A 12311-nucleotide genomic window follows, 5' to 3' on the forward strand; every position below is an offset into this window, starting at 1 on the left:
GAATGATTTTAGGAGGATTTACTTTGAAAATTTACATACAATCACTAAAGTGGACCACAGGGATCTATCATCTTTTCTTACTTCCTTGTTATTATTTATTTCCAAGTCTTGTTAACCTAAATGGGATACCTTTACTACTATTGATTGCTTTACATATCACTACTATTTTATTATCTAAAAAAGAAGGCATGAATACGTACCCTCATTATATCGGTATTATCGTTACTCTCGTTGCCTTCTTTCCTTATATAGACATCGTTCTACATATGATAGCAGCCGTTTTCCTTTTATTAGATGCTATTTCTACGAACACAAAAGAAGTGTATGAATCATAGCAGGTTGAACAATTTAAATTTGCGGCCATCCTTCAATAGCTATTACAGAAATCACTTGATATAAAAGTGGATATTCTTAATCTTTCTATAATAAAATGTCCAAACCAAATGGCATAAAACCTACGCCTAAGAAAAGATGACTCAGCAGTGCAATAATGTTATTTCTTAACATTACTTCTCATCCGGTTCTCTTTATACTACATGTTTTCCAACCCCACTAACAATTCAAGAAAAATCCATAGCCGTCTCTACTATAGCACTTTACCTATTAACTATTATTTTTCGTATTCCTACTCTCCAAAACTTTCTCCATATTATGAGTTGCCCATTCCATCATTAATAGAATCATTGGACGAAGTGATTCACCAAGCTCGGTTAACGAATATTCTACTTTTGGAGGCACTTCACGGTACACTTCACGATGTATGATACCATCTGCTTCGAGTTCTCTAAGCTGCAGTGTTAACATTCTTTGTGTGATATTAGGTTTTAATCTTTTTAATTCATTAAACCTCTTTGTACCATCTAATAAATGATACAAAATAACCCCTTTCCATTTCCCTCCAATGACCTCGACCATCGCTTCCACTGGACAAGAATATTTATTTAAAAATGGGTAATTTATATTATTTTCGTTTGAACAATCCATAATAAATCCCTTCCCTTACCAATAGTATCTTTTTTGATACTATACCACATAAATGTGCGTACTTGTATCTATGTTACTTTAAAAATATAATTTACTTACAAAAATAAATTAACGAAAAGAGGAACTTTTATGACAAATACAAAACAAATTACAAAAGAGAAAATTATGGAGGCTTTTCATTTCAGACATGCATGTAAAGAGTTCGATCCTATGCACAAAATTTCAGAAGAGGATTTTACATTTATTTTAGAAACAGGCAGATTATCTCCTTCTTCTTTTGGATATGAACCTTGGAAATTTGTTGTCGTGCAAAATAAAGAATTAAGAGAAAAACTACAACCGTATTCATGGGGCGCTGGTGGGCAACTTGCAACAGCAAGTCACTTTGTCATTGTTCTTTCAAGAAACATTAAAGATATGCATTATGATGCAGAGTATATTAAATATATGATGAACGATATTATTGGATTGCCTGAAGACACTCAAAAAATTAGATATGAATTCTTCAAAAAGTTCCAGGAAACAGATTTTAACTTATTACAATCCGATCGTGCTGTATTTGATTGGGCATCTAAGCAATCTTATATTGCTTTAGGTAATATGATGACGAGTGCAGCTCAAATTGGCATTGATTCTTGTCCAATAGAAGGATTTGATAAAGAGAAAGTAGATTCTTTACTTCGTCAAGAAGGCATTATACAGGGCGATAATCTTGAAGTATCTGTTATGGTTGCCTTTGGTTACCGTAAAGAAGAGCCAAAGCGTGATAAAACAAGACAGACTACGGATACAATTGTTGAATGGATTTAGTAACATAGCACGCAAAAAATAATGCTCCTTATAGCTGGATACCCATACTAAAGAAGAATCAGTTGTTTTTCTTTAGTATGAATTTGGTTTTTCATGGAAAGATATGTTAGTATGTATACAGTTTGAGTGCTCTATTTTTAGAGTCGAACAGGAGGAGAATGAATATGTCTGATATTGAAGTTGGCGAAGTGTTTACTCTTAGTGATGAGAATAATGAGGATCAGGAAGTAGAAGTACTTGGAGCGATGGATGTCGAAGGTGCAGAATATATTGCAGTTGCCTTTGTTGAAGATATCCAAACAGAAACTGAGGAAGACATTGATATCTTCTTTTTAAAAGTAGAAGAAGATAATGAGTTTTCATACATTGAAAATGACGAAGAGTTTGACAAAGTATCTGCTGCTTTTGATAAGATTTTGGATGAGCAAGAGCAAGATTAATATGAATGAAAAACACGAGGGGGATGCATATCCGCCCTCTTTTTTATTCATCAATCACCGAAAGATCTATGCAGTAATTCCAGTACTTCTTTCATCACAAAAGGCCCGTCTTTTTTCACATGCTCCGCAAATTCAGAAACGAGACGTAATGTTTTTACACTTTCAATTGGATGCTCGCCTGATGCACTTTCAGCAGAAAGCATAACTGCATTCGTTCCGTCCAGTACAGCTTGAAACACATCAGTCACCTCAGCCCTTGTTGGAATAGAATGATCTACCATTGATTGAAGCATTTGTGTCGCTGTAATAACATATGTATTCGTTCGATTACATTCCTGAATCATCATTTTCTGCAAGAGCGGAATAAATTGATACGGCAACTCTACTCCTAAATCCCCCCTTGCAATCATAATTCCGTCTGCTTCTTTACATATATCTTGAAAATTCTCGATGGCTTCCATCGTTTCTATTTTGGCAATTACATTAGGTGATGTTTCTTTGTACTGTTGTATATAATCTCGTATTTCTTTTATATGACTAGGTTTCCGTACGAAAGAACATGCGATAAAATCAATATCCTCTGCTAAAAGAAACTGAATATCTTTTTTATCTTTCTCTGTAATGGCTGGTAAACTAACGATTGCCCCAGGTAAGTTCACCCCTTTATGAGATGAGATATTACCACCTGTTTTGACCTTTGTTTCTATTTTATCCGCACTTACCGTTTCAACAATTAACTCAACTTCTCCATCATTAATTAAAATTCTACTGCCAACTTTCACGTCATTCCCAATTCCTTCATAATCAACACTTGCTTCTCTATTGCTCCCTGTAACTGGTTGCGTATGTAAAATAAAAGAATCTCCCGCCTGAAGTGTAATTTGTTCTCCTTTTACTTCACCTAACCTTATTTTAGGACCTTGTACATCGCCTAAAATTTTAATAGAATCGTCTAACGATTTCACTAAACGAATAATATCTTTATGACTTTCATGCGTGCCATGTGATAAATTCAACCGCACTATTTTCATACCATTGTTTATTAACTGCGCTAACGTTTCTTTATTATTACTTGCTGGCCCAATTGTACAAACTCGATCGATTGTCATTTTTATCACCATCCTTTTTTAAATAAGTTTCCCACATAACCTTAAAAATAACAGAGCTCATGAAATGAATAGATTTAAATTTACACGAACTTCATAAAGTTAAACCTGTTTCCCTTGCTAGCTAAGCATTAGAAGAGATATTCGATTTTTTACAAATGAAGAAATGTTGGATCAAAAGTAAAAGAAAAGTTAAGTATGGGACAAGTTATTGAGAGTTTCAAAATTTTCCTATATTGTATGAATTGAGTTCGAACTCAAAAATTTTAAAAGGTGGGAAAATTAGTGAATATGAAAAAATCTTTAGCGGTGACAACTTTAGGGTTAGCGGTTTTAGGTTTTGGTTTTACTAATCACGCAAGTGCTTCAGAGGTGGGTGCTGCAGACAAGCAGCCTGTTTTAGTTGACTATGATACAGTTCAATCAACAAAAGCATCTACTGTTCCTAGTTTGGTTGTTGCAGCTGCACCTAAGAATGACTCTAACATTAGCGTGTATACTCCCTTTTTCGGTAACCCCTATGCAGTTGCTAAATCGAAATCAACTACGACCGAAGACTATATTTATGCAAAAGCAAGAACTTTCAATGGCGACGGATCATTAGTGAATACGAAAAGTAATAGTGCAAAAAACTCAACTTATGTAAGTGCTACAGCGACCAACACAAGTGTTTATTATGGAGATGGTTATGCTATTGGTAATCATACCTATAAATTGAATGGTTATAATGATGTGAATCACGAAACAAAAGCTTCCTGGTAAGAAAGAGAAAAAAGATATGCATCTTGCATATCTTTTTTCTCTTATATTTTAAATATATTGAGGTGCTATTTATGAAACAAATGTATATTATTATCAGCGTTGTACTTATTTCGTTACTTATAATTTATGTTTTGTTCCATACTTCAATCATACAACCACATACACCTTCTAAAGAAAATAAGAGAGCGCAACAAACCAACACTATTTCTTACGGATTGAAGGATAATCAAGGCCAACATATTAACAATGGCAGTCAAATTACTAATAAGAATAATAATATTAACGTAGTATTATCATTCGTACATAGCATCGATGAAAAACGAAAATATGCATTAATTGTTCTAGAAGATTACGAACAAAAACCTTTTATAATAGAAGATACTGCAAATGAAACATCATACTATTCTTTCGATATGCAACCAAATAGCTCAATTACTACGAAAATCTCTTTACCCACTTCTCCTAATGCAAGTGAATTAGCCTTTTTAATAATTAAAAAACCTGAATATAAGTTAAAAGATAATGACTTAAATAAAGCAGCTATATTAGAAGAGATTTTAAGTATGCGCTACTCAATAAATCCCTCTCAGGAAGAAAGTGAAAAAATAAAATTCACCCCTATAGATTCAAATACTATTTTAAAAGATGGTCTTTATGAACCATTATTTGTTACGAACAATGAAGAAAAATTACAAACGGTATTTTCTGAAAGAGAAGGTAAAAAATTAACTCTATCTAACGGTAATGAAACAAAAGATGAAATGACTTATGCGATCGTGGCCTTTAAAGATTGGGAACAAGTTCAAATATTTAATAATAAAAAAGTCCTTTATACTGCAGTCGCACCTGAAACGAGACAAATTTTCAATTTCACATTACCTTCAGTGGATCAGGAAAGTAATTTTCAACTAGTTGCATTCCCATTTCCTTATAAAGTACGTGAAGATCATTATGTAAGTCAACAAGCATACGGTTCATTTCGTATCGTAGTTGAAAATGAAAATAAATAGGATTTTACAAAAAATATAAAAAAGCCTACTCACACAAGTAGGCTTTTGAAACTACGAAAGTTTCGTTAATAACTGATTTAAATCTTTTTTCGTTTTCGTCGTTAACGACTTCATTTTAGTAACATCAATCTTTTCCTTCTCCGCTCCTACAATTAACGGATACATACTTTGTCCGATTGTTTTATATTCAGCTGGATGTGATGCTTCTAACTCTTTCTCGATTACATCCCACTTTTCATTAATTTGTTTACCAAGTTTATTTACTGTTTCTAATTTAGGATTTGCAGCTAATTGCTTGTCTAAGCTTTCAATTAATGCAGCAACTTCTTTAACATTTGTTTTCACAGCTACGCTTTTCTTCGGATCTTTCGTTGTTTTTCCGTTTGAGTTTGTACTTGTACTTTGATCTGTTGTTTTTCCGCTAGTCGTTTGGTCATTCGTTTTTCCTGTCGTTTCTTTTTCTTTTGTTTTCACACCCTCATTTTGAGTTGAAGTTTTACCATTACTTTCTGTTCCTGATGATTCTTTCGTATTTTTTGCATCTTTATCTGTTTTTTCATTTGAAGAAGTATTTGTTTCTTTTTCATTATCTTTCGTTGTTTTTGACGTCTCATCTGCACTTGTCGTTTTTGCTTCTCCTTCATTTTGCGCTGTTACTTGTTCTTTCTTTTCTTTCTCTTTATCTGCTGAAGGACTACAAGCTGCCATAGTAAGCATTGTACCAATTGTTATCGATGCGATAGCGACCTTTTTCATTTTCATATAAATCCCCCTATGTTTATATAATTTATCCTCCCCTTTACGATTCGATTTCCCCTTAAAAAATCCCTTTTCATATGAATTACCATCTTTCCGACAGTAATCTTCATAATAATACGTACAAAAACTGATAAAACAATTCAAATATTCGAGTTTCTTCTACTTCATTTTTCTTCTCTCTAACAAAAGAAAAAGAGTATATTGTCACATGAAGAATTACTATCTTCATATGACGATATACTCTCCTATCAAATTTTTATCTTTCTTGACATTTTATTTATACAAAAAAATAAAATTTTCTTTTATTTTTTTGTTTCTCAACAATTGTTAACATAATATATTTATGAGTAACCACCATTTGAATGAATGACTTGCCCCGTAATCCATTTTGCTTCTTCGCTTACTAAAAAAGAAATTAAGCGTGCTGCATCCGCCGATTCTCCTACTTTACCTTGCGGGAACTTCCATACTAAATGATGCTTCAGCTCCTCTGTAATCCATCCTGTATTCGTCGGTCCTGGATCAACAGCATTCACTGTAATCCCCTTCTCCATCGCAACTGGTGCTACTGATTTTGTAAATGCTTCAATTGCTCCTTTCGTCGCTACGTATGCTAGTTCATCAGGCATGGGTCCTAATGATTGCCCTGAAGTAAGATTAATAATACTGCCACTCGCTTTCAGTGCATAATGTTTTATAAATAATGAGCTTAATAACATAGTAGCACGAACATTCACTGTATAATGTTTATCTAACTGTTCTACATTTAATTCCTCAATTCTCGTATGAGTAGCATACGCTGCATTATTAATTAAAATAGATGGATCACCTAAACGTTCTGAGACCATATAAAACAAACGATTTGGCGAATATGACTGCGATAAATTGATTTCTGCCATTTCACATCGAACACCTAAACTTTCAATCTCCTCTTTCAACAAAAAGGGCTCTTTGTCATGCATTCCCCATGGCATCGCTTTATCATACTGAGACCAGTACGTGAAAAAAATGTCTATTCCTTTTTGAGCAAGCACCTTGCATACAGCTGCACCAATTCCATTCAGACGAGTTGCCCCTGTTACAATTGCTATTTTCTTCACCTTTTCTCCTCCATCTATGGATAGATCCTCTGCACGAATACAGAGGATCTATCCTTTTATTCAATATTTGACAATATACGTTCTGCACCTAATTTTAAAATTTTAATAAAGATATAATTTACTATCGTAAACATTACAAATAAAACAATAAACATAACCCACAGTCCTACTTGAAGGAAGAAGTATAATAGACTTACTCCCGCTACAATAACTAAAGCTATTAAAATATTAGCTAAAAAATTCCACAAAGTTGTATAGCGGCTCTTAAATAATTTCTGCTCTGTATCCCAATGTATATCTGCAGTTTGTGCATCCCAGCGTGTACCGATTAAATTAATTAACAATAAACCGTTCGCACTTAATAAGAACCAAAGAACCATAAATACTGGAGAAATTCCCGCTACAACTGCCATCGTAATACCGAATACTGCTAAAATGATCACATTAATTAACCAAGCCGTTATCGCTTTCGCAAAAAAGATATCTGAAGCCTTTACTGGTAAATAACGATTCACAAACCATGAACTTCCATCTCGTGAGAATGAAGTTGTTGCAATAACGTTACTTCCCATTAAAAATAGAGAGGCACAAAGTCCAACACCAATTGCAAGACCTGCTGATTTTGGATTATTAATATAACCTGTAATCCATTTTAAATTTCCATCTTGTACAAATAAAACGAAGAACAACATAATCGGCATAACGAAAGTTTGTACGATACAATTTAAGAAAAATTGTGGTGTACGGAATAACGTTTTAAATTCTTTTTTCACATATGCTTTCAAATGTGAACTTTGTACCGTTGATTTCTGTAAGCCTTCTGCTGAAATGACCTCTTTTTTTGCTGTACTCGTTGACAGGCCAATTACCCCTTTTAAATATGTACGCTCTGCAATGTAATAAAACAACACAAAGAATACAAATGAAATAAGTGCAAAGATGATTACGTATAAAGGACCCTTCCAATTTGCATTTTCTACTAACGCCACTGCTCCAAAATATGTAGTTGGAAAATAATTTGTCATTTGTACTAAAAGAGAGGATTGATTATTGGCAAGGTAATCCGCAATTGCACCTTCCGAAAACGAACTTTTATTTTTCCACTGCAGAAATACGTTAATTCCTACAATAAATAGTATACTTACGATTCCGATAAATATATTTCCTCGGTCTTTATTTTTCGCTATATTTGTATACCTCATAATAACTGTCATCAGTAACGAAGCTAATACTAACGGCACAATCGGGAAGAGTATGTAAATAAAAATCATGTATATGTAATATGTAATAAATGCGCCACTTTTTAACCCGTACGTAATAAAGATTGGTAGTAAAATAAATGAACTCATTACGTATTGTGTAATTAATACTGTTAAAAATTTTGCCGAAATAATTTGCGCTGGTTTTAATGGTAAGGGTAGTAACATTTCAATATCATTACTGTAGTAAAATACAGTTAAAATGTTCGTAATACTCATTAAAAATACCCATATACTCGCAATCGCAAGTCCCATTGCGATAATCATTCCTGGGTCTTGCCCTAATTGTTTCATCCCTTCATACATTCCGTGCGTGATAGAACCAAATATTAAAAAGCCGACAAATAAAATGGCTGCAAATGAAAATACATATGCCCATCTCTTCTTCTTATCTGTTATGAAATCTGCATAATTTAATTTCAATAATACTTTCGTTAACGTCCAAATTTTACTCATTGCCCGTCATCTCCAAGAACATTTTTTCAAGTGATTCATTGGATTTAAAATGATCTCTCATTTCATCTAAATTCCCTTTAAACTGAAGATTCCCCTTATTAATAATCGCGACGCGGTCACAGATTTTTTCCGCTACTTCTAATACGTGTGTAGAGAAAAATACAATCTTTCCTTTATCCGCGTGTTCTCTCATCATTTCTTTTAAAATATATGCAGATTTCGGATCAAGCCCCGTTAACGGTTCATCTAAAATCCATACATCAGGCTCATGCACGAGCACACCAATAATAACGATTTTTTGTCTCATACCGTGCGAGTAACTTTGAATTTGATCCGATAGCGCATTGTAAAGATCAAATTTCTTCGCTAAAGACTCGATTCGTTCTTGGCGTACTTCTTTCGGCACCTCATACATATCTGCCATAAAGTTTAAATATTCAATTCCCTTTAATCGTAAAAACATATCTGGACTATCTGGAACATAACCAAACGTCCTTTTCGCTTCCATCGGATTTTTCATAATATCTTTACCGTTAATCGTAATCGTTCCTTTGTCCACCCCATGAATACCAGTAATCATCTTAATTGTCGTTGATTTACCCGCACCATTCGGCCCTAAAAATCCAAAGATTTCTCCACTAGGCACAGATAAACTTAGATCTTTTACTGCATAGGTAGACCCATTATAACTTTTTGACACATTCGTAATTTCAATCATTCCATCCAATCCTTTCCTTAATTACCAAATAACTATATTGATATTATAGCATACTTCTATTTTTAGATTTTTATATTTTTTCAGTTTTTTTAACCTTTAAAATAAATATACACGCCTAATCCAACGATTAAAACGACAGCTAGTATAATATAAATCATTGTCAGCCGTTTAATATTCCCCTTTGTTGCTTTACTATAATTCGCATCACCATTTCGTCCAATTAACACCGTTGCCACTACAGTAATCACTACAAGTAATACAACGATCATGATCCACGTTAGCATACCTTCCTCCCCCTCCTTACACCATTTTACAATATTATCCTCTTTATTTCGCAGTATATTTCCTCTTTTTACTATTATTATGAAAAGAATTGGAAAACTATTATTACTATACATTTCTTTATGTGATATATTTATAACATAAAGTTAATTATTTATAACAACTCAAGGAGGTCCTACCATGAAAACAACTTGGATAAAATATTTAGGATTTCTCGGTTTCTTCGGTTTCCTCGGCTTTTTTTATGAAAAAGGATTGTTTACTATGTTCTGTTTCTTCTCCTTTTTCACGACTTATAGAACGGTTCAACACGATGAACTGTTTGAACAAATCGTCAATAAATCGTGCCGCAATGCCTTTATCGTTACATTACTAACTACCGCTATCGTTATGTTTATTGAAATGTTATTTCCAAACCCTACGCTACAAGAAATTGATATCGCTCTTATTTTCTGCACACTCATTCTTACATTCGGCTTCTCTATGTTCTTTTACGATAAACCAGTTGATGAAATGGAAGATGCGCCATGGCGTTCGTAACGAGAATAAAAGAATACCGTGCCAAATCGAACATGACACAAGAAGATTTAGCGAAAACTGTTGGTGTACGCCGTGAAACAATTAGCCATCTCGAAAAAGGAAAATATAACCCTTCCTTACAGCTTGCTCACGATATAGCGAAGGCACTTCATAGTACAATTGATGAAATTTTTATTTTTGAGGATTAATTACGGACACAAAATCACCAGAACCACGTAAAAATACCGGCATCCTTCCTATGAAGAATACCGGTATTTCTCATTTATCACCCATACAAAACCGCATGAAATACGCCTAACAGTAAATATTGATCGTCTATATAATCCTCCTCATATAGATTCATCTCAATGTAATACATATCTTCCTCAAGACGAATATTCCAATCTGCAGTTACATAGCCGTTTCGTAATAACTTTCCAAGCCCAATTGTAGTTTTGTGAACAACAAATTCTTCTCTCTTATATGTAAAGGTAAATAAGAAATTTGCATCCAATAACTTCCCGTCACATACAAGTATTTCATGCTCTGCATCATTATGATCGATGTATGTTACTAAAATCCTTCTTTGACGCTGCCTACTTACATCCTTTGCAATGACGCGAATATTGTCCTTACTATCCTTTATTTCGTAAATGATATTACTACCAACTTTCGGAATAAAGTCTAGCACTTTCATCAACGTATTTTTATAATAGCCCCGTACTACGCCTACCTGTTTACTTTCATTATAAACCTCGATAGACGTCGTATCCGCTTTACTATCACACAGTCGCTTATAAGAAAGCTGCATTATTCGCTCTCCTCTTAAGTACTGATCAAATGTAACCGGATATTTTATCGCGCGCAGTTCCTTATTTAGCTCATATAAATAACGTTGAACGCTCTCTACTAATGCTGTAGTGGATATACGCTCTTGAAGTTCAAATTGTTGCCAACTGGAAGAAACCCTCCACTGATCTTCCTCTTCATATAAGAATCCGAGAATTACTTCCTCACGATCACTCGTTTCATAATTCAACTGTTCGTTCTGCCCATGTTGTACTTGTTCCATCCACTGTCCTAAATAAATACCGAGCTCTGCGACCTTCATACACGACTTCTGAAAAAGTACCCTATCACTCGCGCGAATCGTTAAATCCCCTTCAATAAAGCCCTTTGTATACGCATCATACTTTGGATCATCCTTCTGCGGAATAGCCTTGTCTAACTCAAATAAAAATGTTAGCATTCTTTACTCACCTCTAGTTATTACACCGATCGTACCTATAAATTGAACGCAACTCAAATTATATCGACGATTTTTCCAATATATCTACCGTAACTCAAAATATATCAACACAATTAAAATGAAGTTACCCTTTCTTCCGCCACTTCCACAATTTCTAAAATGTGTAGCAGACTCTCCACTTCATAAGTCGGCTTAACACCTGCCCTATTTTCTTTCAAACTCGGATTATACCAACACGTATCAATGCCGTAATCTTCTCCGCCTTTCATATCAGAAGTTAGCGAATCTCCAACGATTAATACACTTGATTTATCAGTAATCCCAAACTTTTCAAATGCATAATCAAAAATCTCACGTGCTGGTTTTTGATGACCAACCTCTTCTGAAATAATAATATGATCAAAGAAGTTACATAAAGGCGAATTTCCAATTCTTGATTGTTGCACCTTCGTATATCCATTCGTAATAATACCTAACTTGCAATCTTGTAGTTTCTCACATAATTGCACTGCACCTTCTATAAGGTGTACTTCTTTCCCTAAGTTTTCAAGGTATACATCACTAAATTGCTGTGCATCTACTTCTATATTATGAATGGCAAATAATTGTCTAAATCGATCTACTGCTAATTCACTTAGCGTAATCATTTTATTTTCTAAATCTCTCCATAATCCATTACTAATCTCTTTATAACTTGCAAGATAATCATTATATCCTGTAGGCATCCCGAACTGTACAAACGCGTTATGTAATGCGTTTCTTTCCGTTTCAGGAAAATCTAATAATGTATCATCTACGTCGAATAATATAACTTTGTATTTCATGATGTTCTCCTCAATTCCTATTTTAAAAGCTTC

The 12311-nt window shown here is 33.9% G+C and carries 17 protein-coding genes; 7 read left to right on the forward strand and 10 right to left on the reverse strand.

Going from position 1 to position 12311, the window contains the following annotated elements; all coding sequences use genetic code 11:
- Positions 1-23: 23 nt before the first annotated feature.
- A complete protein-coding gene (locus KZZ19_RS15975) occupies positions 24-335 on the forward strand; it encodes a hypothetical protein (RefSeq protein ID WP_237980846.1) in 312 nt (103 codons plus the stop codon).
- A 268-nt stretch (positions 336-603) separates the two neighbouring features.
- Here the strand turns inward: KZZ19_RS15975 and KZZ19_RS15980 are convergent, their stop codons facing one another.
- Positions 604-984, reverse strand: coding sequence for a winged helix-turn-helix transcriptional regulator (locus KZZ19_RS15980; RefSeq protein WP_000340656.1), 381 nt, complete (start codon positions 982-984; stop codon positions 604-606).
- Positions 985-1113: 129 nt separating this feature from the next.
- On the opposite strand from KZZ19_RS15980, the gene KZZ19_RS15985 reads away from it, so the two are divergent.
- Positions 1114-1794 (forward strand): NAD(P)H-dependent oxidoreductase, encoded by a 681-nt coding sequence (locus tag KZZ19_RS15985; RefSeq protein ID WP_237980845.1) that lies wholly within the window; start codon positions 1114-1116, stop codon positions 1792-1794.
- Between the two features lie 158 nt (positions 1795-1952).
- Positions 1953-2234 carry a DUF1292 domain-containing protein gene (locus tag KZZ19_RS15990; protein WP_098267525.1) on the forward strand — a complete coding sequence of 94 codons (282 nt, stop codon included), beginning with the start codon at positions 1953-1955 and terminating at the stop codon, positions 2232-2234.
- A gap of 50 nt (positions 2235-2284) precedes the next feature.
- Here the strand turns inward: KZZ19_RS15990 and KZZ19_RS15995 are convergent, their stop codons facing one another.
- On the reverse strand, positions 2285-3355 hold the full coding sequence (locus KZZ19_RS15995) for a pyruvate kinase (RefSeq protein ID WP_237980844.1): 1071 nt from the start codon (positions 3353-3355) through the stop codon (positions 2285-2287).
- Positions 3356-3625: 270 nt separating this feature from the next.
- Between KZZ19_RS15995 and KZZ19_RS16000 the strand changes: the two genes are divergently transcribed.
- Positions 3626-4102, forward strand: a complete 477-nt coding sequence (locus KZZ19_RS16000) for a XoxI protein (protein WP_237980843.1) — start codon at positions 3626-3628, stop codon at positions 4100-4102.
- A gap of 71 nt (positions 4103-4173) precedes the next feature.
- Entirely contained in the window at positions 4174-5112 is a 939-nt protein-coding gene (locus tag KZZ19_RS16005; protein ID WP_237980842.1) for a hypothetical protein, read from the forward strand.
- A gap of 51 nt (positions 5113-5163) precedes the next feature.
- Here the strand turns inward: KZZ19_RS16005 and KZZ19_RS16010 are convergent, their stop codons facing one another.
- The 6 genes from KZZ19_RS16010 to KZZ19_RS16035 form a co-directional block, all read right to left on the reverse strand.
- Positions 5164-5874, reverse strand: a complete 711-nt coding sequence (locus KZZ19_RS16010; RefSeq protein WP_237980841.1) for a hypothetical protein — start codon at positions 5872-5874, stop codon at positions 5164-5166.
- A gap of 103 nt (positions 5875-5977) precedes the next feature.
- A complete protein-coding gene (locus KZZ19_RS16015) occupies positions 5978-6100 on the reverse strand; it encodes a hypothetical protein (RefSeq protein ID WP_348638000.1) in 123 nt (40 codons plus the stop codon).
- A 112-nt stretch (positions 6101-6212) separates the two neighbouring features.
- The gene (locus tag KZZ19_RS16020; RefSeq protein WP_088097064.1) at positions 6213-6971 is read right to left on the reverse strand and encodes an SDR family oxidoreductase; all 759 of its coding nucleotides are present in this window, start codon (positions 6969-6971) and stop codon (positions 6213-6215) included.
- 56 nt (positions 6972-7027) lie between these two features.
- Positions 7028-8686, reverse strand: coding sequence for a putative ABC transporter permease subunit (locus KZZ19_RS16025; RefSeq protein WP_237980840.1), 1659 nt, complete (start codon positions 8684-8686; stop codon positions 7028-7030).
- Positions 8679-9404: an ABC transporter ATP-binding protein gene (locus tag KZZ19_RS16030; protein ID WP_088097066.1), complete on the reverse strand. Its 726-nt coding sequence runs from the start codon at positions 9402-9404 to the stop codon at positions 8679-8681. Before KZZ19_RS16030 ends, KZZ19_RS16025 begins: the two co-directional genes overlap by 8 nt.
- A gap of 89 nt (positions 9405-9493) precedes the next feature.
- The gene (locus tag KZZ19_RS16035) at positions 9494-9688 is read right to left on the reverse strand and encodes a hypothetical protein (protein ID WP_000958865.1); all 195 of its coding nucleotides are present in this window, start codon (positions 9686-9688) and stop codon (positions 9494-9496) included.
- A gap of 178 nt (positions 9689-9866) precedes the next feature.
- Between KZZ19_RS16035 and KZZ19_RS16040 the strand changes: the two genes are divergently transcribed.
- Both KZZ19_RS16040 and KZZ19_RS16045 read left to right on the forward strand, forming a co-directional pair.
- Positions 9867-10226: a DUF3796 domain-containing protein gene (locus tag KZZ19_RS16040; RefSeq protein WP_237980839.1), complete on the forward strand. Its 360-nt coding sequence runs from the start codon at positions 9867-9869 to the stop codon at positions 10224-10226.
- Complete coding sequence (locus KZZ19_RS16045; RefSeq protein ID WP_087984149.1) at positions 10214-10414, forward strand: helix-turn-helix transcriptional regulator; 201 nt, start codon at positions 10214-10216, stop codon at positions 10412-10414. The genes KZZ19_RS16040 and KZZ19_RS16045 overlap by 13 nt, the downstream gene beginning before the upstream one ends.
- Before the next feature lie 77 nt (positions 10415-10491).
- Here the strand turns inward: KZZ19_RS16045 and KZZ19_RS16050 are convergent, their stop codons facing one another.
- Complete coding sequence (locus tag KZZ19_RS16050) at positions 10492-11454, reverse strand: tubby C-terminal domain-like protein (RefSeq protein ID WP_237980838.1); 963 nt, start codon at positions 11452-11454, stop codon at positions 10492-10494.
- A 113-nt stretch (positions 11455-11567) separates the two neighbouring features.
- Positions 11568-12278 (reverse strand): YjjG family noncanonical pyrimidine nucleotidase, encoded by a 711-nt coding sequence (locus KZZ19_RS16055; protein ID WP_237980837.1) that lies wholly within the window; start codon positions 12276-12278, stop codon positions 11568-11570.
- Between the last annotated feature and the right edge of the window lie 33 nt (positions 12279-12311).

Source organism: Bacillus thuringiensis (assembly GCF_022095615.2).
GTDB lineage: Bacteria > Bacillota > Bacilli > Bacillales > Bacillaceae_G > Bacillus_A > Bacillus_A cereus_AG.

Excerpts from the sequence above, each read along its gene's own strand:
- KZZ19_RS15980 (WP_000340656.1), bottom strand. The coding sequence starts at position 984 with ATGGATTGTTCAAACGAAAATAATATAAATTACCCATTTTTAAATAAA.
- KZZ19_RS15985 (WP_237980845.1), top strand. The coding sequence starts at position 1,114 with ATGACAAATACAAAACAAATTACAAAAGAGAAAATTATGGAGGCTTTT.
- KZZ19_RS15990 (WP_098267525.1), top strand. The coding sequence starts at position 1,953 with ATGAATATGTCTGATATTGAAGTTGGCGAAGTGTTTACTCTTAGTGAT.
- KZZ19_RS15995 (WP_237980844.1), bottom strand. The coding sequence starts at position 3,355 with ATGGTGATAAAAATGACAATCGATCGAGTTTGTACAATTGGGCCAGCA.
- KZZ19_RS16005 (WP_237980842.1), top strand. The coding sequence starts at position 4,174 with ATGAAACAAATGTATATTATTATCAGCGTTGTACTTATTTCGTTACTT.
- KZZ19_RS16010 (WP_237980841.1), bottom strand. The coding sequence starts at position 5,874 with ATGAAAATGAAAAAGGTCGCTATCGCATCGATAACAATTGGTACAATG.
- KZZ19_RS16015 (WP_348638000.1), bottom strand. The coding sequence starts at position 6,100 with ATGAAGATAGTAATTCTTCATGTGACAATATACTCTTTTTCTTTTGTT.
- KZZ19_RS16025 (WP_237980840.1), bottom strand. The coding sequence starts at position 8,686 with ATGAGTAAAATTTGGACGTTAACGAAAGTATTATTGAAATTAAATTAT.
- KZZ19_RS16030 (WP_088097066.1), bottom strand. The coding sequence starts at position 9,404 with ATGATTGAAATTACGAATGTGTCAAAAAGTTATAATGGGTCTACCTAT.
- KZZ19_RS16035 (WP_000958865.1), bottom strand. The coding sequence starts at position 9,688 with ATGCTAACGTGGATCATGATCGTTGTATTACTTGTAGTGATTACTGTA.
- KZZ19_RS16040 (WP_237980839.1), top strand. The coding sequence starts at position 9,867 with ATGAAAACAACTTGGATAAAATATTTAGGATTTCTCGGTTTCTTCGGT.
- KZZ19_RS16045 (WP_087984149.1), top strand. The coding sequence starts at position 10,214 with ATGGCGTTCGTAACGAGAATAAAAGAATACCGTGCCAAATCGAACATG.
- KZZ19_RS16050 (WP_237980838.1), bottom strand. The coding sequence starts at position 11,454 with ATGCTAACATTTTTATTTGAGTTAGACAAGGCTATTCCGCAGAAGGAT.
- KZZ19_RS16055 (WP_237980837.1), bottom strand. The coding sequence starts at position 12,278 with ATGAAATACAAAGTTATATTATTCGACGTAGATGATACATTATTAGAT.